General features: G+C 51.4%; 24 protein-coding genes. 2 read left to right on the top strand and 22 right to left on the bottom strand.

Annotation, left to right across the window (positions count from 1 at the left end; genetic code table 11):
• Positions 1-148: 148 nt before the first annotated feature.
• From EIZ37_RS15280 to EIZ37_RS15270, 3 genes are all read right to left on the bottom strand, one after another.
• Entirely contained in the window at positions 149-1,177 is a 1,029-nt protein-coding gene (locus EIZ37_RS15280) for a DUF4367 domain-containing protein (RefSeq protein ID WP_134685619.1), read from the bottom strand.
• Positions 1,178-1,444: 267 nt separating this feature from the next.
• A complete protein-coding gene (gene acpS, locus EIZ37_RS15275; protein ID WP_134685617.1) occupies positions 1,445-1,828 on the bottom strand; it encodes a holo-ACP synthase in 384 nt (127 codons plus the stop codon).
• A 139-nt stretch (positions 1,829-1,967) separates the two neighbouring features.
• Positions 1,968-2,147, bottom strand: a complete 180-nt coding sequence (locus EIZ37_RS15270) for a gamma-type small acid-soluble spore protein (protein ID WP_268898755.1) — start codon at positions 2,145-2,147, stop codon at positions 1,968-1,970.
• 174 nt (positions 2,148-2,321) lie between these two features.
• Between EIZ37_RS15270 and EIZ37_RS15265 the strand changes: the two genes are divergently transcribed.
• Positions 2,322-2,573: a glutaredoxin family protein gene (locus EIZ37_RS15265; RefSeq protein ID WP_134685613.1), complete on the top strand. Its 252-nt coding sequence runs from the start codon at positions 2,322-2,324 to the stop codon at positions 2,571-2,573.
• Between the two features lie 26 nt (positions 2,574-2,599).
• On the opposite strand, the gene EIZ37_RS15260 is transcribed toward EIZ37_RS15265, so the two are convergent.
• From EIZ37_RS15260 to pstB (EIZ37_RS15240), 5 genes are all read right to left on the bottom strand, one after another.
• Entirely contained in the window at positions 2,600-4,237 is a 1,638-nt protein-coding gene (locus EIZ37_RS15260) for a GMC family oxidoreductase (RefSeq protein ID WP_134685611.1), read from the bottom strand.
• Positions 4,227-4,826, bottom strand: coding sequence for a gluconate 2-dehydrogenase subunit 3 family protein (locus EIZ37_RS15255; protein WP_134685609.1), 600 nt, complete (start codon positions 4,824-4,826; stop codon positions 4,227-4,229). The genes EIZ37_RS15260 and EIZ37_RS15255 overlap by 11 nt, the downstream gene beginning before the upstream one ends.
• Positions 4,827-4,832: 6 nt before the next feature.
• Complete coding sequence (locus EIZ37_RS15250) at positions 4,833-5,225, bottom strand: hypothetical protein (protein WP_134685607.1); 393 nt, start codon at positions 5,223-5,225, stop codon at positions 4,833-4,835.
• A 118-nt stretch (positions 5,226-5,343) separates the two neighbouring features.
• Entirely contained in the window at positions 5,344-6,639 is a 1,296-nt protein-coding gene (locus tag EIZ37_RS15245) for an arsenic transporter (RefSeq protein WP_134685605.1), read from the bottom strand.
• 114 nt (positions 6,640-6,753) lie between these two features.
• Complete coding sequence (gene pstB / locus EIZ37_RS15240; protein ID WP_134685603.1) at positions 6,754-7,509, bottom strand: phosphate ABC transporter ATP-binding protein PstB; 756 nt, start codon at positions 7,507-7,509, stop codon at positions 6,754-6,756.
• A gap of 226 nt (positions 7,510-7,735) precedes the next feature.
• Here pstB (EIZ37_RS15240) and EIZ37_RS15235 point away from each other — a divergent pair, with 226 nt between their 5' ends.
• Complete coding sequence (locus EIZ37_RS15235; protein WP_134685601.1) at positions 7,736-9,730, top strand: methyl-accepting chemotaxis protein; 1,995 nt, start codon at positions 7,736-7,738, stop codon at positions 9,728-9,730.
• Between the two features lie 144 nt (positions 9,731-9,874).
• Here the strand turns inward: EIZ37_RS15235 and pstB (EIZ37_RS15230) are convergent, their stop codons facing one another.
• The 14 genes from pstB (EIZ37_RS15230) to EIZ37_RS15165 all read right to left on the bottom strand — a co-directional run bounded on the left by pstB (EIZ37_RS15230) (position 9,875) and on the right by EIZ37_RS15165 (position 22,581).
• The gene (pstB, locus tag EIZ37_RS15230; RefSeq protein WP_134685599.1) at positions 9,875-10,648 is read right to left on the bottom strand and encodes a phosphate ABC transporter ATP-binding protein PstB; all 774 of its coding nucleotides are present in this window, start codon (positions 10,646-10,648) and stop codon (positions 9,875-9,877) included.
• 17 nt (positions 10,649-10,665) lie between these two features.
• Positions 10,666-11,565: a phosphate ABC transporter permease PstA gene (gene pstA, locus EIZ37_RS15225; RefSeq protein ID WP_134685597.1), complete on the bottom strand. Its 900-nt coding sequence runs from the start codon at positions 11,563-11,565 to the stop codon at positions 10,666-10,668.
• Complete coding sequence (pstC, locus tag EIZ37_RS15220; RefSeq protein ID WP_134685595.1) at positions 11,562-12,551, bottom strand: phosphate ABC transporter permease subunit PstC; 990 nt, start codon at positions 12,549-12,551, stop codon at positions 11,562-11,564. Before pstC ends, pstA begins: the two co-directional genes overlap by 4 nt.
• A 76-nt stretch (positions 12,552-12,627) precedes the next feature.
• Positions 12,628-13,566, bottom strand: coding sequence for a phosphate ABC transporter substrate-binding protein (locus EIZ37_RS15215; protein ID WP_134685665.1), 939 nt, complete (start codon positions 13,564-13,566; stop codon positions 12,628-12,630).
• Between the two features lie 268 nt (positions 13,567-13,834).
• Positions 13,835-14,740 carry an N-acetylglucosamine kinase gene (locus EIZ37_RS15210; protein WP_134685593.1) on the bottom strand — a complete coding sequence of 302 codons (906 nt, stop codon included), beginning with the start codon at positions 14,738-14,740 and terminating at the stop codon, positions 13,835-13,837.
• 10 nt (positions 14,741-14,750) lie between these two features.
• Positions 14,751-15,842 carry a DUF871 domain-containing protein gene (locus tag EIZ37_RS15205; RefSeq protein WP_134685591.1) on the bottom strand — a complete coding sequence of 364 codons (1,092 nt, stop codon included), beginning with the start codon at positions 15,840-15,842 and terminating at the stop codon, positions 14,751-14,753.
• A complete protein-coding gene (locus EIZ37_RS15200; protein ID WP_134685589.1) occupies positions 15,839-16,171 on the bottom strand; it encodes a PTS lactose/cellobiose transporter subunit IIA in 333 nt (110 codons plus the stop codon). Before EIZ37_RS15200 ends, EIZ37_RS15205 begins: the two co-directional genes overlap by 4 nt.
• Positions 16,149-17,354 carry an anhydro-N-acetylmuramic acid kinase AnmK gene (gene anmK / locus EIZ37_RS15195; protein WP_134685664.1) on the bottom strand — a complete coding sequence of 402 codons (1,206 nt, stop codon included), beginning with the start codon at positions 17,352-17,354 and terminating at the stop codon, positions 16,149-16,151. The genes EIZ37_RS15200 and anmK overlap by 23 nt, the downstream gene beginning before the upstream one ends.
• A gap of 2 nt (positions 17,355-17,356) precedes the next feature.
• Positions 17,357-18,697 (bottom strand): 6-phospho-beta-glucosidase, encoded by a 1,341-nt coding sequence (locus EIZ37_RS15190; protein ID WP_134685587.1) that lies wholly within the window; start codon positions 18,695-18,697, stop codon positions 17,357-17,359.
• 12 nt (positions 18,698-18,709) lie between these two features.
• Positions 18,710-18,994 (bottom strand): hypothetical protein, encoded by a 285-nt coding sequence (locus EIZ37_RS15185; RefSeq protein ID WP_134685585.1) that lies wholly within the window; start codon positions 18,992-18,994, stop codon positions 18,710-18,712.
• Between the two features lie 46 nt (positions 18,995-19,040).
• Positions 19,041-20,321 (bottom strand): PTS sugar transporter subunit IIC, encoded by a 1,281-nt coding sequence (locus EIZ37_RS15180; RefSeq protein WP_134685583.1) that lies wholly within the window; start codon positions 20,319-20,321, stop codon positions 19,041-19,043.
• Between the two features lie 30 nt (positions 20,322-20,351).
• The gene (locus tag EIZ37_RS15175; protein ID WP_134685581.1) at positions 20,352-20,663 is read right to left on the bottom strand and encodes a PTS sugar transporter subunit IIB; all 312 of its coding nucleotides are present in this window, start codon (positions 20,661-20,663) and stop codon (positions 20,352-20,354) included.
• A gap of 44 nt (positions 20,664-20,707) precedes the next feature.
• Complete coding sequence (gene murQ, locus EIZ37_RS15170) at positions 20,708-21,592, bottom strand: N-acetylmuramic acid 6-phosphate etherase (RefSeq protein ID WP_134685579.1); 885 nt, start codon at positions 21,590-21,592, stop codon at positions 20,708-20,710.
• 134 nt (positions 21,593-21,726) lie between these two features.
• Complete coding sequence (locus tag EIZ37_RS15165; protein WP_134685577.1) at positions 21,727-22,581, bottom strand: MurR/RpiR family transcriptional regulator; 855 nt, start codon at positions 22,579-22,581, stop codon at positions 21,727-21,729.
• Positions 22,582-22,590 lie beyond the last annotated feature (9 nt).

Here is a 22,590-nt window from a genome sequence, read left to right as displayed (position 1 = left end):
TTCCCTTTCTTGCTCAATCAAAAACGTTCCCCAATCGAAAAGCCGCGGATCCAGCCGGAATACTCCTGCTGTCCGCAGCCTCAAGAGCCTGGATTCCCCTTCCCATAAAAAAAGGACGGAGGTTTTAGCCCCGTCCTGCTTTCAACTCTTATTTTCCTCCTACACCATAGGTAGACTTGGCTACCTCGACCATTTCCTCTTCCGGCAGGTCGCCGATCAAGGTAAATTCGACACCATCCAGCTCCCATGTCAGCATCCGCTGGTTTTGCGAATCCTGCGTCAGGACACCGATCGTAAAGCCCAGATCAAGCGGCATCCCTTGCTCATACGAGACAGTAGCTGCCGTCGGACGGGATTCCATCAGCTTGTAATTGTACACGCCGGAATATTCCAACGAAATGACACGGTCTTCTTCTCTCTTGATCGTCTCAATGCTCGCTTGCTTGACGCCTTCCGGAATGTAGGTTGGCTCAATGACCCCGAATTGGCTGCTTGGTTGGGTATCGCTTTCTTCGATCGAAGCCATGGTTGGGATCGCAGTCAAAGCACTGGTCATATTGCGGTCTTTGTCAAACGCATCCTTGTCAAACTGCGGATTGAAGACGAAATCGGTAAATTTGATCTCTACCAGCTTGTTCATATTTGCATCCATGATCTCAGCCTTTGTCGGCTTGAAGTCCTCGGTCATCCATATTTTTTGCTTGGTTAACGAACGGTTTCCGCTGTAGTTGGCTTTGACCTCGAATACATACTCGTTGTTGACGGATTCCATTTTCCGTTCGGTATCTTCAATAATGCTCCGGGCAAGCGTTTCATACAGGTAGAGCGGTCCATTATTCTCCGGCCAACCGCTCTGGAAGCGGAAACTCTTGTTCAGGTGGGGGGTGAGCACGAAGACTCCCTCATCATTACGCAGGATGATTTGGGTGATGTTTCGCTGCTTGGAAGTCAAAGCAACCCGATAGTTCGTCGGTTTCTCATACCATACCGACACGTCATACACTTGCGGTGTGGAGCCTGTTTGCAGCGTTAATTCTGCGTTAGACTTGTACCCCGATATTTTTTCCAGATTACTACTCAAATCCCCTACCACGTCTTCCGGTGTCTTTTGTCCGCAGCCGCTGGCGAAGACGGATAGAACGAGTAATAATGCCAACCAAAATGCTCCACGCTTCATGGAATCAACTCCTCCTTGTCTGGTTTCGACAAAGGAGGGCAACCCTGTCTATTTCCTGGGAAATGTGTCAGTCCGCCTGTCCAATCTGCAATACCTGTCGATACCGGAAACGATTGTCGGGACGTCAGTATCACCAGATTGGATAGCAGGACTGATCCTAAGAGCCGACCAGGTAGTCCCTCCTAATCTACGTGATATATACCTATGTCCCGCCTCGTCCCAATATGCAGACAAGTTGGATTTTGTCCGATGAAATGGTCAAGATTGCTACTCTTCGATAATGACCTGTGCCACCGCATATTCCTTGCTGTGGGAAATGCTCAAATGAATGCGAAGCTTGGATGGGTCTGCAAATAACCGGCCAGCAGCTTCCTTTGATAAACGTATGTATGGTTTGCCGTATTCATCTTTCCACACTTCCATGTCTTGGAAACCAAGACTTTTTCCAATCCCCGTGCCAATCGCCTTGGCCATGGCTTCTTTGGCAGCAAAACGTCCCGCCAGATACTCCGCTGCCCTTCGCTCCGCAACCGGCTGTGAAACCGATCGTTCTTGCTCAGTCAATATTCGGGCCACAAAGTTCGGCTGCCGTTTTACAATCGCGGCAATCCGCTCGATCTCCACGATATCAATGCCGATTCCGATAATCATCGCTGCTCCACCTGCCTACCATTCCGAACATGCCTCTCTTCTGCTCACAGTACCACTTTTTGCAGGCTTGCCGCAAGGTTGTGGAATCGGAAACCGTGAAAAACCTCCACCCATGCGGTGGAGGTCGTTGCGGAAGTGATTAGGTGGTTGGGTTGTTTTGTTGGTTTGCACGGTTCGCAGATTGTTGATTTTGACGGCGAACTTGCGCAACGTTTGTTTCAGATGCAAACTCAGTTACGGTGTTTTGCTGTGCTGCTGCGTTTGCTGCTGCGTTTGCATTAGCATTAGCGCGATTGCGTTTAGCCATTGTTGGATTCACCTCCTCAACTGGTGTCGAAGTTAATTTGCTCTTGACCCATAGTCCATATGCACCCACATTTTTCCCTGCATCGCTTACACTTTCGCTTCCATTTCCTCTTGATAGACAAGAAGCATTAGGGCTATCCTAGAGTAAGCACATGGAAAAACTTGTGCAAAGAAGGGAGACAAACCGATGGCTCAAAAAGTCGTTGTTTATACACAAATCACTTGCGGACCTTGCCAGGAAGAAAAAATGTGGCTGACACAGCAAGGCATTGAATTTGAAGACCGTGACATCCGCGCAAATGATGCTTACTTTCAAGAAGCGATTAACCTGGGAGCGAGCGCAACCCCGGTCACTGTAATCGTGGATGACCAAGGAGAACAAACCGTTATTCATGGATATGACCGTGAGCAATTGGCAAAAGCGTTGAATCTAGCTTAGATTCAACGCTTTTTTTGACTTGATTCCTATATTTCCCTCTGCTTCATCATCTCGATCAAATGATCAGCCGTCCGTGCCGCCAACGCCATCACCGTGTTGGTCGGATTCGCCCCGCTGGAGGTCACAAAGGTGCTCGCGCCGGCAATATACAGATTGGGGATGTCATGGGTTCGACCATATTGATTCACCACCGAGGTCGACGGATCATCGCCCATCCGGCAGCCGCCCATCAAATGCGCCGTATCCTCCACGATATGCGCGGGTCTGCCGCCCATCGCTTCAATGATTTCCTTCATTGTCCGTACCGCATGGTCGATCAGCAGCAGGTCATTTTCCTGATAGCTGAAGGTGACTTTCGCCCGGGGGATTCCGTACTCATCCTTTTCGTCGGTCAGCGTGACCCGATTCTGCTCATGCGGCAGCACTTCCCCGACCAGCGTGATGCGGGCAAAACGATTGTAATCCAGCATCGATTCCCGCAAGGCACTTCCCCACAGAAGCGAGCCGTCCACACGTTGGGTCGAGATCGCTCCTGCCATCGCGACCGGTCGTGCGCCATGGGCATTCAAGGTGTAGCCGCGGGCAAAACCGCGACTGCGGTCAGTCTCATAAAAGTCCTGGGTCAAGGCAAGGACAGGCGTCCCTTTATACAGGCGTACCTCTTCCTGCAGCAGACCGTATACATCGTGGCTGCTGTGCGGCATGATCGCCTTTCCAACCCAACCGCTGGAATTCGCCAACCCTTCCGGAAAGTGAGAGGTGGCCGAGTGCAGCAGCAGACGCGGCGTCTCCACCACAAAGCCAGCCAAAATGACCACCCGCGCTTTTTGCTCATAGGTCTTTCCGTCGTGGTCAAACTGTACTCCTGTCACCTTGGTGCCGTCGGTGAGGATCTGCGTCACCATGCAATCTGACAAAATCTCCGCACCATGCTCGATCGCCTTGGGGATATGGTGAATCAGCCCGCTGTATTTCGCATTGGGCATGCAACCCTGATTGCAAAAGCCGCGATTGATGCAAGGCGGTCTGCCCTCAAAGGGGGCGGATAAAATGGCCAATGGTGCGACTTCGCTATTGATCCCCAGCTTTTCGCAGGCTTCCCGAAACAACTGGGAGTTCGCGCTAATCGGTTCACGCACTGGATAAGGGTATGGCCCCTTGAAGGAACCCCACGGAAAATGCTTGGGACCTGAGACCGCGATGTCGCGTTCGATTTTATCGTAATAGGGCTCCAGATCCGCGTAGCGAATCGGCCAATCATGCCCGACTCCATCCGCAGTGTAGGTCATAAAGTCGCTTTCATGAAAACGCAGGAAAACACCCGTGAAATGCACGGTCCCGCCACCAACCCCGCGCCCGGAATTGTTATGGCCCATTTTCAGCGGATTGGCTCCATCCACCAGCCTCGTATCCTGCCAGCCCAACCCTTTCATAGCAAGCTCGTCACTGGCAAAGTCGGTCTGCGGATTCCAAAAGGGCCCTGCCTCAATGACGACCACATCCAGGCCCGCTTTTGCCAATTCGTAAGCTAAAACACCTCCAGCCGCTCCTGCCCCAACGATGCAGATATCCGCCCCATCCGCATATTTCCGTTGGTTCAGCTCCTTGGAGCGATGCCCCTGATAGTGATCACTGTGATGCGTGACACGATCCTCATGCTTCATGCCGCTTCGCCTCCCACGGATCGACCAGTCCCTTCTCTACCCGCACGTAGCCGCGCGGATAAGCCGGGCCGCCATAGCCAATCTCCGACCAGATCAAAGGGTGGGAATAATAGGCATCCACTGCGTCTTTCAGCACTCTCTTGAAAAATGTCTTGGGAGTCAGCTGTTCCCATTCCCCAATCCGGGTGTCTTTGTCAGACTCCAGCTTGGTGAGTACTTCGATCTGACGCTCCCGGTCCAGTGCCAAAAATTCCGCTTGATGCGTGCTCCGACTGACTTCATCTAAAAATGCAAGCCCTTGTCGGTACAACGTCTTCTTGTCCGGCACCCCGACTTTTCGCTGACTTTCCCCGACCGGACTGGCCAGCGAATCATCAATGTGCTGAGTGACATAGGTCAGCACGTCCAGCCTCATGTCGTCCACCAATATAGCCGCGGCTGCCTGCAAAGTTAATGCCTCCTGCTGGGTCAAAAACTGATGGGCGACATCGGGAGTGCGCCGCTTTGCCACTATTTTTCGCGTATGCTCATCCCACTCCTGATGCTGATCCCACACGTCATAGGCAGGATATTCGCTTGATTTCGCCATGGCTGGTCACCCCCAGTAAAGCGCGAGCAGCCCTAAGGCTGAAATCGCACTGATTAATAATGGCAGTATGATCGGCGGTCCAACCAAAAAGTTCTGGGGTTGCGAATACCCGCCGACCCGCTGACCGACGCCGACCGCATGCTGATACGCCCCAAAAAGGCCTCCTCCAAGCCCCAGCCACATTAGCAGACCAAAGGTTAACCGCAGCCAGGCTGGCTGATAGAAGGCAAGAACAATCCCCACCAGCGCAAACAAGGGAGTCTCAATCACCGGAACCCACATCGACCAATGCCGAAAGTTCTGGCGCGAGTGAAACAGGGTTACCTGTATGAATATCAATGCAAACGCAAGCCCGGCGAACAACAATAATACCCGCTCCAGCGGCCATCCCTGCCACATCTCGTCTTCCTCCTTTTTTCTGTGACAACTTATTCACTCCCTATTTTTGCCATGGAATGAAATGCTATGCGGAGGCAAATAGCAAAACCCCCGGGAACGGATCCCGAGGGTGCGAATGCTACAGAAAACGCAGCGTCAGATATAGGCCGGTCAAGGTGATAAACAGAGTCGGAATCGTCAGCACGATCCCTGTTTTCATGTAAGTCCACCAATCGATTTGTACCCCTTTGCGCCCCAACACATGGAGCCAGATCAGCGTAGCCAGCGAACCGATTGGGGTCATTTTGGGTCCGAGATCGCTTCCGATCACATTGGCGTAAATCAATGCTTCTCGCACCAACCCGGACGTTTGCGCCTGCTCGATAGCCAGGGCATCAAACATAACGGTGGGCAAATTGTTCATCAGCGAGGATAGGAACGCCGCCAGATAACCCATGCCGAGAGTCGCTGCATACAAGCCCTGTTCGCTGAAGAAGCGGATAAGCCCAGCAACCAGCTCGGTGAAGCCCGAATTATGCAATCCCCAGACAACGACATACATCCCGATCGAAAAGATGACCACAACCCAAGGCGCTTCCCGCCATATTCGTCCCGTCTCGATGCTTTGGCTTCTGCGGGCAGCGACAAAGAATACGACAGCCGCCAGCGTAATGCAAGCGGACACGGGGATCCCCATCCATTCGCTCAGGAAAAAGCCTAGGAACAGCACGCTTAAAATCACCCACGACAGGCGAAAAAGCGAGCGATCCTTCAACACGCTGACCGGTTCAGGCAAATGAGCCAGCTCGTAGCGCAGCGGAATGCTTTTGCGAAAAAAGATCAGCAGCACGCCAAGGCTGGCAATGATGGAGAAAAGATTGGGCACGACCATCCGTGCGGCGTATTCGCCAAAACCGATCCGGAAAAAGTCGGCGGACAAAATATTGACCAGATTGCTTACTACAAAAGGCAGCGAGGTGGAATCGGCGACAAATCCGCATGCGAGAATATACGCCAGCACCATGTGGGGAGGAAGCTTCAACGCTCGCACCTGGGCAAGCACGATCGGGGTCAGGATCAAAACGCCTCCGTCATTCGTAAACAAGGCGGATACCAGCGCCCCGAGGATGACCATGTAGACGAACATCAGCCGTCCGTTGCCCCGTGCCAGTCGGGCCATGTGCAAGGCCGACCATTCAAAAAAACCGATCTCGTCGAGGATCAGCGAGATCACAATGATCCCGATCAATGATATCGTCGCGTTCCAGACAATCCGGGTGACTTCCCACACATCAGCCAGAGAGACCACCCCCGTGATCAAGGCAAGGACAGCGCCTGCCACAGCTGGCCAGGCGATCGATAACCCTCTTGGCTGCCAGATGACAAAGACCAACGTAACGACAAAAAGCAGAAATGAAATGATACCAAGAACCACAGCAGCCTGTTCTCCTCTCTATCTGTAAATTTCATCTATGTAGAAAAAGGCGTGCCATCTTTTCGATGGCAAACGCCTTTTCATTATACCCTTCCTTTTATTCCTTGCCACTGGTTATCCGAATCTGCCTGTAATATAATCCTCAGTCCGCTTATCACAAGGATTTTGGAAGATGACAGGAGTCGCATCATATTCCACCACTTCTCCCGTCAGGAAGAACGCCGTCTTGTCAGAAATGCGGGCAGCCTGCTGCATATTGTGCGTCACGATGACGATCGTGTACGTGCCTTTCAGCTCATCCAGCAGCTCCTCGATTTTCGCCGTGGAAATCGGGTCTAGCGCAGAGGTTGGCTCATCCATCAATAAGATTTGCGGATTGACAGCGAGAGCGCGGGCGATGCAGAGCCGCTGCTGTTGGCCACCCGACAGGCCGGTAGCCGACTTTTTCAGCGAATCCTTGACCTCGTCCCATAATGCTGCCGACTTCAGGCTCTTTTCCACGATTTCGTCCAATCGGCTGCGATCGGTGATGCCATGCAGCCGCGGTCCATAAGCAATATTATCATAGATACTCTTCGGAAACGGATTCGGATGCTGAAAAACCATGCCGATGTCCTTGCGAAGACTTTCCACCTCAACGTCTTTATCGTAAATGTTTTTTCCTGCTACCTTAACAGTGCCGGTTATACGCACATTCGGGATCATGTCATTCATCCGGTTTAATGTACGTAAAAAAGTTGACTTTCCACATCCGGATGGGCCAATAAAGGCGGTGATACTTTTCTCTTCAATATCCATCTTTATATCCGTCAATGCATGATGTTGGCCATAGTAAAGATTAAGTTCACTAACCTTGATCACATCTGCCATCTATGTTCTCTCCTCTTTCCAACACGTTAGTCAGCCCGATTCCCATTCTACCGAAACAGCTTAATCGTAATATGGAGTTGATATTAAGAAATTATTAATTTTTTTTCAAAAGCTTAATATTGTCCGAATGTAAAGCCTTGGTAAAGAATCCGTTAACCTCATCGACTATGCCATTTGCCACTACTACAATTGTACTAGGTCTAATTGAGTGAGGGGTGGATACTGGGTGTTTAATCAAACCATTTTACGTCGGCTTTTGCTTGGAATTTCCCTCATGGTTGTCTTGATGATGGCCATGGTTGCAATCTTTATCCAGCTTCAAGCTCAGGCAATGATGGAAGCGAAGACGATAAATCAATTGCAAGAAGCCTCGATTTCATCCGTAAAGGAAGTCGATTCAAGATTGGGCAGCATCGTCTCCTCCTTACAAACGTTTTCCGCCACTTACCAAAACAGCACGATATCCAACGGTGCGGCTTTTGAGATTTTCACCAGCATGAAGGCCAACAATCCCGATATCTCCGAGCTGCAGCTGGCGACCACAGACGGAAAATATTTAACATTTCCCGGTTCACCAACAGATTCCAGCTATGACCCTCGCACATCGGACTGGTACACCGGTGCGCTCCAGCAAAAAAAGGTCTTTATCTCGGACATCTTCCAATATTCAAAAACGGAGTTCCCGAAATTTGCGATATCCGTCCCGCTCTATTCAGGTGATGACGAGGAAGCCAAAGGTGTACTGGTAGCCTTTGTATCCATCGCCAACCTGAATACATTTGTAGAGAACATCAAGATTGGGCAATCCGGGTATGTGTTCATCGTCGACCATCAAGGAAAGGTTGTCGCCTATCCGGAAAAAACCTATGCGCTCTCCCGCCCTTCTCTGGCTGACCTCAGTGTGGTTCAGCAGGTCATGCAAGGGAAATCCGGAATTGGAGAATTCGCAAGAGAAGGAACCGCTTATCTTTCGGCATATGAATACCTGCCTAAGCTGAACTGGGGAGTCGTCGTCGCACAAACAACCGAAGAGGTTCGGGCCGATGCAGTCAAATTGCAGCTGATCATTATCATGGTCTCCGTGATCGGCATCGCCCTTTTATGGTTAGGCATCTATTTCTTTGCACGGCGCATCGTACACCCGATCCAGGATATACAAGCCAAAATGGTGAAGCTGAGCGAAGGGGATTTGTCCCAGCGCCTGGAGCCTTCGTCCTCTGATGAAATCGGAAGTCTGGCGATCAGCTTTAACACCATGAGCCAAAAGGTCCGTGACATTCTCATGCAGATTTCCACAGCCGCCGTCGATGTAAGGGATATTGCTCTCGATGTGACCGCGAGCTCCCAGCATTCGTTTGGGATGCAAAATGAAATCGTGCAGATCACCGACTCTCTTTCCCTCGATATGGAAAAGCAGAAAGAACGTGTGAACGAGCTCCAGGAAATTATCGATACCATTGCAAACGAAGTCCAGGAAATTCACCAGCAAATCCAGCTGGCAGCCAGCTATAACAACCAAGCCCATCAAGGCGCTTCCGAGGTCAATCATTCGATCACCGAGCTGAACGGCAAGATGCAAAGGGTCGTACACAATATGGAAGCATCCACGCATGCTTTTACGGATCTGCACTCCAGTGTACATGAGGTGAATCATATCCTGTCCTGGATTACGGATATCTCGAAAAAAACGAAGCTCCTGTCCCTGAATGCGCGAATCGAAGCTTCCCGTGCGGGGCAGGCCGGATTAGGGTTTGGCGTCGTAGCGGAAGAAATTCGCAAGCTGTCCGAACATACGGAAGAAGCCACCATCCAAATCGCAGACCTATTGAAGGTGATCCAGGACAAAGTGGAGATCGTTACCGTGAAAATGGCGCAGACAGATCAGACCACCAGCGAGGGCCTGGTTACCCTTGAAGAGACAGCCGCCAATATCAAACAAATCGCAACCAACATCAAAGGGCTGCATGATTGTTTTGCAGATATCACCAACTCTTCGGCATCCATTCACACGAAAAATCAATGTATCCAGAACGAAATCACCCAGCTTGCTCATTCCTTTGAAACCGTCGCTTCCGTCTCCCAGCAAGCCGTCGCGGCCACTCAGGAAAGCGCGTCTATCTCCCAGCACTTCCTGCAAAGTTCACAGCAGCTGTTACAGGTCGTGACCACCCTGGAGCAAGAAATCAATTACTTTGATTTAGGACATGCTGAGAAAAATTAGAAAAAACTAAGCTCCGCCAAAGACTTGGCGGAGCTTAGTTGCTCTTATGTCGATGAGAATTTTATAAATTCTTATCGACTGAAAAAGGCTTCGATTAAAAAATGGCCCCGCTCTCATCCCTCCCGGATGATGCGGGGCCATTTCTCAACCAAACTTTCCGCTGATATAATCTTCCGTGCGCTTATCTTGCGGTGAGGTAAACAGATTCGACGTATTCCCCATCTCCACTAATTCGCCCATCAGGAAGAAGGCCGTCTGGTTGGAAATGCGTGCTGCTTGATGCAAATTGTGGGTGACAATCACGATCGTATATTCATCCTTCAACTCCACGATCAGCTCTTCAATTTTCAATGTCGATATCGGGTCCAGCGCAGATGCAGGTTCGTCTAGCAATAAAACGGCTGGATCCGTAGCAATCGTACGCGCGATGCAGAGACGCTGCTGCTGTCCACCCGAAAGCGCCAGCGCGGAATCATGCAAACGGTCCTTTACCTCATCCCACAATGCTGCTTTTCGCAAGCTTTGCTCCACGAGATGATCAAGATCACCCTTGTTTTTCATCCCGTGAAAACGCGGCGCAAACGCAATATTTTCATAGATCGATTTAAAGAATGGGTTCGCGCGTTGAAAAACCATTCCCACGGTTTTGCGAAGTCCCTCAATCGGAACACTGTCGGTATTGACCTCAATCCCGTCGATCTGGATGGATCCTTCTACCCGACAGTTCGGAATCAATTCGTTCATCCGGTTCAGACTGCGCAGAAAGGTGGATTTTCCACAGCCAGAAGGACCGATGAAAGCCGTAACCGAATTCCGTTCGATATCCATATGAATCTGCTTTAACGCTTGTTTTTCGCCATAGTAGACAGATAGATCCGTTGTTTTGATGACTGTTTGCTGAGCCTCATTTACAAGCATGTTAGCTCCCCCTCTTCCTATCGTCTGGCACCCGAAGTAATTTTGTTGTAAATCCACGTTCCGAACCAACGGGCAAACAGGTTGAACAGCAGGACTGCCAACACCAAAATCGCAGCTGCCCCATCCGCTACGTCACGGGCGTCAGGGGTCAATCCCTCACTATTTACCTTCCAAATATGAACCGCCAAGGTCTCGGCCGGGCGGAACGGGTTAAGGGGCGAGGTAGGGCCGTTCAAGTCAAACGTATTAAAATTCAAGTCAGGTGAAGACATACCCGCCGTAAATAACAGCGCTGCCGCTTCTCCAAATACACGTCCCGATGCCAAAATCGAACCGGTGATGATCCCGGGCAAAGCTGCCGGCAGCATGACCGAGGTGATCGTTTTCCATTTGGATATGCCCAAGGCCAAGCTTGCCTCCTTTTGACTCGGAGGAACGTTGCGCAGAGCGTCTTCCGTGATACGGACGAGCAGCGGCAAATTAAACACGGTTAAGGCTAACGCACCGGATAGCAGCGTATATCCCCAACCGGTCATCGTCACGAAGACGAGCAATCCGAAAAGACCGATGACAATGGAGGGCAAGGAAGACAACACTTCAATACTGATCCGAATGTATTGAGTAAACTTGTTATTCGGCGCGTATTCAGCCATGTAAATCCCTGCTCCGACTCCCAACGGCAGGGCAATGATCATCGTCAAAACCAACAGGTAAAACGAGTTGAACAATTGAGGGCCAATTCCTCCCCCCGCCTCAGAGATATTCGGGGGCGAGGTAAGGAAATCAAAGGTGAACTTGTCATAGCCTTTGGTCAAAATATATCCAACCATCAAGACCAATACGCCAATGATCAGTACCGCGATGGTGGTCAAAAGAAAGGTAGCTATATGATCAAGCGATTTTGCTTTTACTTTCATCGGTTACTCAGCTTCTTTCTGCCCATGATGCGAAGAATCATAATGAATGCAAACGACATGAGGAGCAGAATCAATGCCATAGACCACAGTGCATTGTTATACGGCGTACCGGCAATGGTATTTCCCATGTTCAGGGTGATTCCGCTTGTCAGCGTGCTGATCGGATCGAGAATGCTCTCTGGCAATTTCGTAGTATTCCCAATCACCATCTGAACCGCCAGCGCTTCCCCAAACGCGCGCGCCATCCCCAGGACAACGGCGGTCAGGCAGCCAGGCAAGGCACTATGCAGCACCACATTCCAGATCGTCTGCCAGCGTGTCGCACCCAACGCCAAGGAGGCATTTCGCAAATCCTGCGGTACCGCTTCAATCGCATCTGTTGTCACACTTGTAATGGTTGGCAAGATCATCAATGCCAACACGCAGCCACCAGCCAATACGCTGAAGCCCAACACTTCAAACTGTTCCCGGATAAAAGGAACCAACAGGGTTAATCCCACGTAACCATAGACAACGGATGGGATCCCCACCAATAACTCAATAACAGGTTTCAATACCCGTTTTCCGAATCCCGGAGAAATCTCGGTCATGAAAATGGCAGCGCCAATCCCAAGCGGCGCCGCAATCACCGCTGCAAGCAGAGTGACCAAAAACGAACCTAAAATAAAGGGAAATACACCAAATTGCGCAGGCTCATCCTCTGGATCCCACTTCAATCCGGTCAAAAACTCTTTTATGCTGACTCCATCTACGAAGAAGGTAGACAATCCTTTTGAGGCGATAAAATACGTAATGGAAAGAACAAGCAGAATTAATAACGCTGCGCAAATTAACGCAACAATACGCCCGAATAGGTTTTCTCTATATATATTACGATTGCGAGTGGTCAGTTTTTGCTGGATCGCAGTAACGGCGGTTGCATTCTCTATGTTGTTTGTCTGCACATTGTTCGTCAACAATGTTCCTTCAGTACCCTGATGGCTCATATATCTCCCTCCGAAAACAAACAGAATGAGGGGTAGCGTATACCCCTCTTTTCTATTTGGTTAGGTAGTTGCTTGCTTATTTGATTTTCCCTTCAGCGTCACGTTCCACTTTCATATCCGTTACAGGCAAGAAACCAAGCTCAGTAACGGTTTTCTTTTGCACTTCTTCACTCAGGATGTAGTCGAGGAATGCTTTCGCAGTACCAGTTGGCTCACCTTTTGTATACATGTGCTCATAAGCCCACACTGGGTATTTGTTGGTGGAAATGTTTTCTGCATTCGCTTCTACGCCATCCAATTTCAACGCTTTTACAGAGTCATCGATGTAAGACAGGGCCAAGTAACCGATTGCGCCAGGAGTTTCTGCGATGATTTTGCGAACAGTACCGGAGGAATCCTCTGTGATGCCTTCAGCCTCTTCATTTTTATCCAGAGCAAATGTGTGGAAAGTAGCGCGGGTACCGGAGCTCTTCGGACGGTTTACCAGCGTCACTTTCATATCAGCGCCGCCAACTTCTTTCCAGTTGGTGATTTTGCCGGTAAAGATATCAATCAATTGTTGTTTCGTGAGATTATCGATGCCTACTTTTGGGCTAACTGCGGCAACCATGCCGACTACAGCCACTTTATGGTCTACCAGTTCATTTGCTGGAATGCCTTTTTTCTCTTCTGCAAAAATATCAGAGTTACCGATCGTTGCAGCGCCTTCAGCCACTTGGCTCAAGCCTGTACCGCTACCGCCGCCTTGCACTTGGATTTGTGCGCCAGCGTTTTTCGCCATGAAATCTTTTGCAGCCTGTTCAACAAGGGGTTGCATTGCAGTAGAACCAACAGCGGTAACCGGTTCACTGGAAGTGGTCTGCTCGCTGCTAGGTGCTGCAGCTTGACTTGCTTCTTGTTTTGGTTGTTCTGTCGTTGCAGGTGCAGGTGTGGACGATGTGCTACCAGTACCACATCCGGCCAAGACAGTGGCAGCAAATGCAAAAGCCATGAACAACTTGCTCATACGTTTCATGAGTGAAAAATCCTCCCCTAATGTTTCCTTGTTTTCTTTCATGAGTTAACTATACCTGTCCTATGTTGTGCGGATGTTTATGAATTGTTAAGCTTCTTTTAAGATTCTGCGGACAGGCACTTTACATAAGCCTTTTCTTTTTTGGTTCCATCATTGTGGTGGGGAAGAGAAGAGAGGGCGGCTATATAAATAAAACCCGCTCAACCTAACCTGCTCACGATAAAAAAGGGATGCCCACGAATGGCATCCCTTTTCATCGTAATTTACTCTATGAAAACTGCTGTAAAGCCAGATAATACGCCCCTTTTGCAGCAGAGCCTTCGTCAATGACAAACTGGGCTGTCGGAATCGCTGTACGCATTGTCTGCAGAAACGCCTCCTGAACCAGCGGAATCTTGGTCAAGATGCTTCCCTTTAGAGCAATCGGCACATACTCCTTCTCCGCAAATCCCTGCTTCCGATACAAGCGCAGGGTCATCTCCGCGAGTTCCTTCCCGGCAGACCGCAATAGCGAGGAGGCAAAAGCATCTCCCTGCCCGGCTGTCTCGACCACCGCCGGAACCAACGCTGCAATTTCCCCTTTGGCAGCTCCGTACACAAATCGCTTGATCTCCGGTACCGCTTTAATCGCCAGACGCTCCATCAGCACCCTACTCAAAGACCCGAGCGAAAGGTCGCATTCCTCTTCCCGGATCATCTGCCGAAACGCTTCCATGACAATCCAGTACCCGCTCCCCTCATCGCCCAGCAGATGCCCCCATGCTCCGGTCATCTGGCTGTCGCCCGCTTTGAGCCCGAAAGCGACTGAGCCCGTTCCGGCTATCGTGAGGATGCCGTCTTTGCCTTGCAAGGCTGCAGCGTGAGCGAGCCGGGCATCATTGACAATCTGGTACGGAAACGAAAAGCTTTCCTGCAAAGCTTGTTCCAAACGATCTCGATGCTTGCCGCTGTCGATCCCCGCAAGACCCAGCCCCAAAAACCGGCACGTACCCTCTGACGGAGCAGCCGCGATGCACGCGCGAACCGCCTCGAGGATATGCCCGATCGCCTTCGGTGCGTCCACGAGGACATTGGCGAAGCCGCTGGCAGCGCGGCTTACTTCTTCCCCCCGCATGCTGTAGGCGATCGCTTCCGTTTTCGTCCCGCCGCCATCGACACCGATGATGTAATCCATCACCAGCCTCCTACTTGGCGGTTGCGGAGAAGGCAAATTTGCTCCATGGCTGCAGGTAATCCAACAGGAAAAGCTCCTCTTCCGCGATACGTCCGACCACATTTGTCTTGCCGGAGTTCTCCATGTCCTGCAGGGCGATTTGCAGTTCCCCTTTGTATTGGCCGTACAGCTCGTTTTCGATCAGGATATCGCCGCGGCGAATCGGCGGCGTATACGTCGGCTTGAATTCCTCCGCCTTGTATTTCACCCGCGATTGCGTTGAACGGATCAAATAATCCGATACATCCCCGCGGTAAAAGTGCAGCTCTTCCAGCACGATTTTCCGTTCCAAGTCGGTAATCGTCTCATACAGATCGGCCTTGAACGTCAGCATCCCCGGCTTCACTTGCTGCAGCAGCTGCAGCTCTTCCTCCGTGGCATAGGCGTTGGCGATGATCACATCATCAATCAGCCCGGTGGCAAAGAGATGCTTGGCTTGGACATCAATCGGCAGCGTCCGGTGCATCTCCAGGCTGCACAAGCCCTCCATGATCGGCCAGGGACCGTAGGTGGCCGTCCGGGCGTTGACAAACGCGGATGTGCGAATGCCGTATTGCTTGAACTGCTCGCTGCAGCTGAGGAAGTGCTTCAGCGACAGACCCGAGTAGCGATGCGGATAAAAGTTATGCGAACCGATCAGATTGTCGCGATTCGGCTGATAGGTCATGATGTTGTCGATATATTTGGTGCCGCTGCTCATATTCAGCTCGATTTTCAGCCCATACGGATTATGGGTCATGATCGACTCTTCGTTGCCGGTAAAGCCCAAGTCCATGCGAATGCCGTACGCCCCAAGCTGATGGAAGAAGGAGAGATCCTGATACGAGATGCCCAATGCGCCAAAGACACGCGGGGCGATGTCCACGATGACCTCCATGCCCAGCTGATTGGCATAGGCAATCGTATCTCGAAAGCCTTTCATGATCGTTTCCTGGTCGCCTTCGACGGAAAGCAGACATGTAAAGATGCGGGTGTAGCCGTGCTTGTGTGCGAGCGCGATGTAAGCCTGATCCTGCTCAGGCGTCGAATGCTCCGGATAGATGGAGATGCCCAGACGGTTCATGACTGGCACTCCTCCTTTATTTTTTTCACGATACGGATCATATGCTCGATCAGCTTTTGCTCGCTCATCGCGGTCATCAAGTGGTCCTGAGCATGAATCATGAGCAGTGATTTTTCCGGCCCTTCGCCATTCAGCTCTGCCTGAATCAACGTCGTTTGGGTTTCATGGGCCAGACGCAGCTCTTCGTTTGACTGGCGCATCAGTTCGTCCGCTTTGGCAAAATCGTACTGCTCCGCCGCCTCCATTGCTTCAAACGCATAGCCGCGCGCGTTTCCGCTATGTACGATAATGTTGAAAATGGACTCCTCATCCTTTTTTAAATGATCCATCTCCAATCCCTCCCTCTTGATTCCCTCTCTGTGTGGTTCTTGGCGGCAAAGTGAGATTCCCCAGGATCACGGGTTCTCTTGCCCCGGTAGCAGACGGCAAATTTCCCGGAAGCCGATGCAGTGTTTCATTGGCAAGGATCGCAAAGGCGATTGCCTCCTTTGCTTCCGAGGAAAAACCGAGATCTTCCTGGGTCAATACCCGGCAATTCTCGCCCAGCCTCTCGCGGAGCATACGCAGAAGCGTCAAATTGTAGCTGCCTCCGCCGCCGATGATGACTTCATCGATATGCTGCTTAGGAAAAACAAATTGCTTGTAGCTTTCTGCGATTGATGCAGCGGTAAACATCGTCATGGTCGCTAACAGATCATGCTTTGACACATGAGCGAACGCCCGGACCAACCGCTCCACAAAATGCTTGCCGAACAATTCCCGGCCCGTTGATTTCGGCGGTGACTGGGTGAGAAACGGCAGCCGCATGCAGGAAGCCAGCAGCGCTTGGTCCACCGTACCCTGTGCAGCCAGCTCGCCATTTTTGTCATAGGGCAGATCAAAGAGCATCCTGCAAAGCTCATCGATGATCATATTGCCCGGCCCCGTGTCAAAAGCATAAACATCATCTCCCGCCGCCCCTTTGGGGATGACCGTCACATTGCCAATGCCGCCGATATTCTGCAGCAGCCGCGATTTTTGCTCATCGCGGTACAGGATCAGCTCGGTATACGGCACAAGCGGCGCTCCCTGACCGCCAGCTGCCATATCCATCGTACGGAAATTGGAAACCACCAATGTGTTCGTCCGGTAAGCGATGATGGCCGGTTCCCCGATTTGCAGGGTGGACGGGACATATTTGCCTTCCTGCATAGGCTGATGGTACATGGTCTGGCCGTGGGAGCCGATGGCCGTCAGCTGTGAAAAAGGAAGGCTGTTTTTCCGGCAAATCGCTTCCACAGCGTCCGCAAACAGCTCCCCCAGCTTCACATTCAAACTGCAAAGGAGCTGCACATTGGACAGCTCCGGCGAGGTCCCCGCCATGATTTCCCGTTTGATTTCATTGGAAAAGGGCAGCGTCAGAAAATCGATCAGCTCGACTTTTGTTTCCATCCCACTGCCCTCGATTCTCGTCAGCGCCGCATCGATTCCATCCAGCGAGGTCCCCGACATTAACCCGATGATGTATCCCATCTTCATCCCATCATTTCTTGTAGGTGTTTGCCAAACTGCGGCAGAAATTCCTGATGTGCCGCAAGCATTTCATCCAATACCGTCTTGGCGATGGAGTCGCTTGGTACCAGCGGATTGATGGTCATCGCCAGCAATGCTTTGTCGTAGGAGCCTGTGACGGCTGCTTCTGCGGCTACCCGTTCAAAGGACTTGATTTGCTGCACCAGTCCATTTACCGCTTCCGGAAGCGCTCCGACCGGTATGGGCTTGGGACCTTCCTTGGTTACGATGCAATTCACCTCTACGGCCGATTCATCCGGAATCCCCTCAATCGTGCCATTGTTGCGGATATTCAGGGTATGGATATCGTGCTTATCATTGTAAAGGGAAGAGATCAGGCTGCAGGCAGCGTCGCTGTAATAGGCACCGCCCCGCTTCGCCAGAATGTCCGGCTTGGTTTCGAGCTGTTCATCCTGGTACAGGGCGAACAGGTCATCCTCCAGCTTCTTCACCACCTCGGCACGGGTGGTTCCTGCCGCAAACTGTTTCAGCTCTTCCGCCAGAATCTGCTCGGTCTTGTAGTAATAACGGTGATACGGACATGGGATCACACCCAATGCTTTCAGGAAGGTTGGCTCCCACGGCATCGGGGCAATGTTGCGCATCGACAGCTGCTTTTCCGGGTCGGCCAACAGCTCCAATACTTGTCCCGTCACCTCTTCGCCGTCCACCGTGACACGCAGCCCGTAGACCAGATGATTCAAGCCGGCAAAATCGATATGCAGGCGATCTGCCTCGACACCCAGCATGGATGCGATCGTCATCCTGGTCGTGATCGGAACATTGCAAATGCCCAGCACCTTGAGATGCTTCCCGTAGCGCAGCAACGCCTCTGTCACCATGCCTGCAGGATTGGTGAAATTGATCAGCCAGGCATCGGGACAAAGCTGTTGCATTTCTTCTGCGATCGCCAGCAGCACCGGAATCGTGCGCAAGCCTTTGAACAATCCGCCAGCGCCATTCGTCTCCTGGCCGATGATGCCGTGCGACAGCGGAATCCGTTCATCTTTGATGCGTGCTTCCAGCCGACCGACACGCATCTGGGTGGTGACAAAATCGGCGCCAGGCAATGCCTCTTTTCGCTCCAGGGTCAGATGGATCTCCATCGGCACCCCGGCTTTTTTCACCATTCGCCTGGCCAAATTCCCCACGATCTCGAGCTTTTCCTTGCCCTCGGGGATATCTGTCAGCCACAATTCACGGACGGGCAATTCCGCATAGCGCTTGATAAAGCCTTCGACCAGCTCAGGCGTATAGCTGGAGCCGCCGCCGATCGTGACGATCTTTACTCCCTCTTTCCGCATATGCTCTCCCCCCTAGCTCAGGTATACCAAATAGTAGCAAGACGCAAACACGATCACCGCTGTCCCCAGACAAAAACGCAGGGCATGCATTCTTCCCTTGTACCTGCCTTCCAGCACCAGGACCACGATGGCTACACCGATGCTGCCAGCGATGCTGTTGATGAGGAACATCGCCAGCTGCTTGGACAGCCCCATCGCAAGCAATAGAGGGGTACAGAGTAGATTGCACACCACCGCAAACGTCAGAAAAAACAAGGCGCTCTTAAAGCGAAAGCGGATGAATTTGCTCTCTTCCATCTATACCCCTCCAGGATGCATATGGTTTGCTTACACGTTCTTTGCGTTATGCGGTAACTCCTTCACCTGCTGCTTCTTTTTCCTGTTCCATCAGCTTCTTCTCGTACATTTTGAAGAATGGCAGGTAGATAACAAAGGAAATCGTGATGTTGATCAGGACAAGCACAATGGCTCGCCAGTCGCCGCCTGTAGCCAGATATGCTCCAATCGGTGCCGGCAACGTCCACGGCGGCATGATATAAGTCGGATTCACCAAGCCGAGAACGGTTGCAAAGTAGGCAATGGTTGCATTGACAAGCGGCACGATGACAAACGGAATGATCAAGGTCGGGTTCAACACGATTGGCATCCCGAAAATGACCGGTTCGTTAATATTGAAGATGCCTGGAGCCAAAACGGTTCGGCCCAGTGTCTTGGTATACTGGGTTTTTGCAAAGAAAAGCATGCACAGCACCAAGCCCAGCGTGGCACCGGAGCCACCGATCCAGACGAACCATTGGAAGAACGTCTCTGGGGCTACGTGTGGGATCGGCTGCCCTGCCGCAACGGCTTCCGCATTTTTCGCGAGGTACACTTCCCACAGCGGACGCGCGATCGTTCCCACGATGGAGACACCGTGAATCCCGAAGGACCAGAAGAACGTGATCAAAAAGATCGGGATCAAGATACCCGGCAAGCTATCTCCGGCAGATACAAGCGGGCCAACCGCTTTATCCACCAATGCATGCAGATCAAGGCCCAAGACAACCGTGAGCAGGCTCATGATGATAATAACGATACCGATGGGGATAAGTGCTTCAAACGAACGAATCAAAGATGGCGGCACCTGATCTGGCATTTTGATGGTAAATTTGTTCTGCTTGCAAATGCGCAGCACTTCTACCGCGAAAATCGAAGAGAGCATCGCTACGAACAGTCCGTGGCCGCCCAGATTGCTCATCGGCAGGACAAAGCCAACGCCGTCCATGACCTTTGGCATGATGGTCAGCAAGTACGCACAGATCGCGATTTGCGCCCCTGCCAGCGTATCCAGATTATAGCTTTTGGCCAGATTGTGCCCGATCCCGAATGCAATGTACAGCGACATGATAAACATCGTGAGACGATAAGGAATCAAGATGTCGGCTACATGCGCTTTTGCCCACAGGGCGATGGCAGAGTCCTGCGGCACAGGCGGAAACGCAATAATCAGAAAGAAGCTGCCGATGATGATGAACGGCAAGGCTGAGATCACACCGTCACGGATCGCTCGCAAATGACGTTGCTCCGCTAGCCGGGCAACTGGTCCGGAAAAGTGCTGATCCAGAAAATTGACAATCTTGTCCATGCAAATCCCCCCTGATTCCCCTCAAAAGATTTACGATTTCTTTGCCAATTCGATCACTTTTTTATAGAGCAGCGGACCGCCTAATGGTGTATAGGCTTGCGGCGGAATCAGCTCGCATGGCACCTGCGCGGCATCCGCTTCCTGCTTTAACTGATCAAAACGGTGTCTGACTTGCGGAGCGACCATGGCGACATCCCAGCCCTGCTTCACCTCCTCTCCAAATTCCTGTGTGCTGACCGCTTTCACTTCCACCTGCAGCCCTTGTTTTTCCGCCTCTTTTTTCAGCGCATTCACCACGATGGCACTCGACATACCAGCGGAGCAGACAAACAGAACTTTCATACTTCATCCCCCTTTTTCTATATAAAAAGTGTGTATCCGTATCGTTATATCGCTTTGCGGACGAAGCCCTCTGCCTTTTCCAAACGCTCCACCGCTTCCGCATACGAGCAACGGGTCAGTACCATGACGATCGCCGCTTTCACATTGCCGTTTGCTTGCTCGTAGACCTGCGCTGCCTCTTCATAGCTGGCATCCGTCGCCTGCATGATGATCAGCTTGGAACGCTCGACCAGCTTTTGATTGGTAGGCTGCACATCGACCATCAAATTTTTGTACACCTTGCCGATTCCGATCATGGAGCAGGTAGAGATCATGTTGAGCACCAGCTTTTGCGCCGATCCTGCCTTCAATCGTGTGGAGCCCGTCAAGATCTCGGGTCCGGGCACGACCTCGATGGACACATCCGCGTATCGGCTGATCTCAGCGTCCTTATTGCAAGCCAGACTCGCTGTGCTCGCCCCGACCCGCTTGGCGTGCTGTAGCGCCCCGATGACATAGGGCGTGCGTCCGCTAGCCGCGATGCCAATGACCGTATCCAGAGGAGACAGGTGGATCTCCTCCAGATCCTTCGCTCCCTGTCCCTGATCATCCTCCGCCCCTTCCACCGCCGTGGTAAAGGCATCGGTGCCTCCTGCGATCAAGCCGCGAACCATATCAAAATCAGTACCAAAGGTAGGTTGACACTCCACTGCATCGAGGATGCCCAGGCGTCCGCTCGTGCCAGCCCCTACGTAAATGAGCCGTCCCCCTTTTCTGAATGACTGAATGACCAGCTGGATGGCTTGTTCGATTTTGGGAAGCTGGCTCTTGATCGCCTGCGGAACCTTGCTGTCTTCCTCATTCATCACCTGCAGGACTTCCATAATCGACATCTCATCTAGGTTCATGGTTCGTTCATTCCGGGTTTCGGTGACTAGTTTATCCAGCATGCATTCACCCTCTACCTCACTTTGTTTACGCTTTCATTGTACCATCATGAAATAATAAATCAACGTAATTATCTAAATATATGAATTAAAATTTCAGTTTAGACCAAAAAAATGCTTGCCGATAACAGCAAGCCTCATCTCCGTGACTGTACAATCTCCTCACGCACTTCATTGAATTTGTCGATCACTGAACCGCCAATCCGGTTGAAAATGCTGACAAAGAGCGTATCGATGATCGTCAGCTGCATGATCCGTGACGCAATGCTGCCTATCCGGAAGTCCGGCTCGATATTCGGCGTGCACAGCCGGATATCCGCTTCCTTGTAAAGCGGTGATTTCATGAGGCTGGTAATGGCCACGATCGTAATCTCTTTTTTCTTGGCAAAGCGTACCACATCCAATACTTCACGGGTGCTGCCGCTGTTCGAGATGGCGACCAGCACATCCCCCTTGGCCAGGTTGGAGAGGATTGGCAGCATCATGTGATAATCGGTGGTGATGTCGGAATGATAGCCGATCTTGCGAAATTTGTGACTGGCATCCAGCGATACCGACGAGGATCCTCCGACCCCGTAGAATATGATGTTTTTCGTCGCTAAAATGGCCTCAATCGCCCGCTCCAGCTCTTTTTTCTCCAGCGTGGTGGTAAGCTCCTCGATGGCCGTTTTATTGTGGTAGAGCACTTTTTGAAACAGATCATACGGCGCATCCTGTGTCTGGATCACGGAAAAATCGCTGATATTGGAATCGGAGCGCGTCAGCTCTCGAACCAGGGCGATTTTGAAAGCTTTAAAGCTGGATACCCCGATCGTTTTGCAAAACCGCACGACGCTCGCTTCACTGGCACCCGCATGCTTGGATACATCCTTGGTTGTCATGTTGGGGACCAGCTCTGCATGTGTCATGATGTAGGCCGCCACTTTTTTCTCTGCTTGCGTAAAATGCTCCATGTGGTTTTCGATTTTCTCCAGTATGGCGAATGACTTCATGATTTCCTC

It is taken from the genome of Brevibacillus migulae (genome assembly GCF_004521915.1).
In the GTDB taxonomy this organism is placed as follows: Bacteria; Bacillota; Bacilli; order Brevibacillales; family Brevibacillaceae; genus Brevibacillus_F; species Brevibacillus_F migulae.
Note: the sequence above shows the minus strand (reverse complement) of the source record. Positions and strands in the feature narration are given on the sequence as shown.

Bases quoted from the DNA above. Each gene is read 5' to 3' on its own strand.
- anmK (WP_134685664.1), bottom strand. From the start codon at position 17,354: ATGGGATACATCATCGGGTTAATGTCGGGGACCTCGCTGGATGGAATC.
- EIZ37_RS15165 (WP_134685577.1), bottom strand. From the start codon at position 22,581: ATGAAGTCATTCGCCATACTGGAGAAAATCGAAAACCACATGGAGCAT.
- pstC (WP_134685595.1), bottom strand. From the start codon at position 12,551: ATGAGCCATCAGGGTACTGAAGGAACATTGTTGACGAACAATGTGCAG.
- EIZ37_RS15215 (WP_134685665.1), bottom strand. From the start codon at position 13,566: ATGAAACGTATGAGCAAGTTGTTCATGGCTTTTGCATTTGCTGCCACT.
- acpS (WP_134685617.1), bottom strand. From the start codon at position 1,828: ATGATTATCGGAATCGGCATTGATATCGTGGAGATCGAGCGGATTGCC.
- EIZ37_RS15200 (WP_134685589.1), bottom strand. From the start codon at position 16,171: ATGGATCATTTAAAAAAGGATGAGGAGTCCATTTTCAACATTATCGTA.
- EIZ37_RS15250 (WP_134685607.1), bottom strand. From the start codon at position 5,225: ATGTGGCAGGGATGGCCGCTGGAGCGGGTATTATTGTTGTTCGCCGGG.
- EIZ37_RS15265 (WP_134685613.1), top strand. From the start codon at position 2,322: ATGGCTCAAAAAGTCGTTGTTTATACACAAATCACTTGCGGACCTTGC.
- pstB (WP_134685603.1), bottom strand. From the start codon at position 7,509: ATGGCAGATGTGATCAAGGTTAGTGAACTTAATCTTTACTATGGCCAA.
- EIZ37_RS15175 (WP_134685581.1), bottom strand. From the start codon at position 20,663: ATGAAAGTTCTGTTTGTCTGCTCCGCTGGTATGTCGAGTGCCATCGTG.
- murQ (WP_134685579.1), bottom strand. From the start codon at position 21,592: ATGCTGGATAAACTAGTCACCGAAACCCGGAATGAACGAACCATGAAC.
- EIZ37_RS15210 (WP_134685593.1), bottom strand. From the start codon at position 14,740: ATGGATTACATCATCGGTGTCGATGGCGGCGGGACGAAAACGGAAGCG.
- EIZ37_RS15280 (WP_134685619.1), bottom strand. From the start codon at position 1,177: ATGAAGCGTGGAGCATTTTGGTTGGCATTATTACTCGTTCTATCCGTC.
- EIZ37_RS15205 (WP_134685591.1), bottom strand. From the start codon at position 15,842: ATGAACCGTCTGGGCATCTCCATCTATCCGGAGCATTCGACGCCTGAG.
- EIZ37_RS15185 (WP_134685585.1), bottom strand. From the start codon at position 18,994: ATGGAAGAGAGCAAATTCATCCGCTTTCGCTTTAAGAGCGCCTTGTTT.
- pstB (WP_134685599.1), bottom strand. From the start codon at position 10,648: ATGCTTGTAAATGAGGCTCAGCAAACAGTCATCAAAACAACGGATCTA.
- EIZ37_RS15260 (WP_134685611.1), bottom strand. From the start codon at position 4,237: ATGAAGCATGAGGATCGTGTCACGCATCACAGTGATCACTATCAGGGG.
- EIZ37_RS15255 (WP_134685609.1), bottom strand. From the start codon at position 4,826: ATGGCGAAATCAAGCGAATATCCTGCCTATGACGTGTGGGATCAGCAT.
- EIZ37_RS15180 (WP_134685583.1), bottom strand. From the start codon at position 20,321: ATGGACAAGATTGTCAATTTTCTGGATCAGCACTTTTCCGGACCAGTT.
- pstA (WP_134685597.1), bottom strand. From the start codon at position 11,565: ATGAAAGTAAAAGCAAAATCGCTTGATCATATAGCTACCTTTCTTTTG.
- EIZ37_RS15190 (WP_134685587.1), bottom strand. From the start codon at position 18,697: ATGCGGAAAGAGGGAGTAAAGATCGTCACGATCGGCGGCGGCTCCAGC.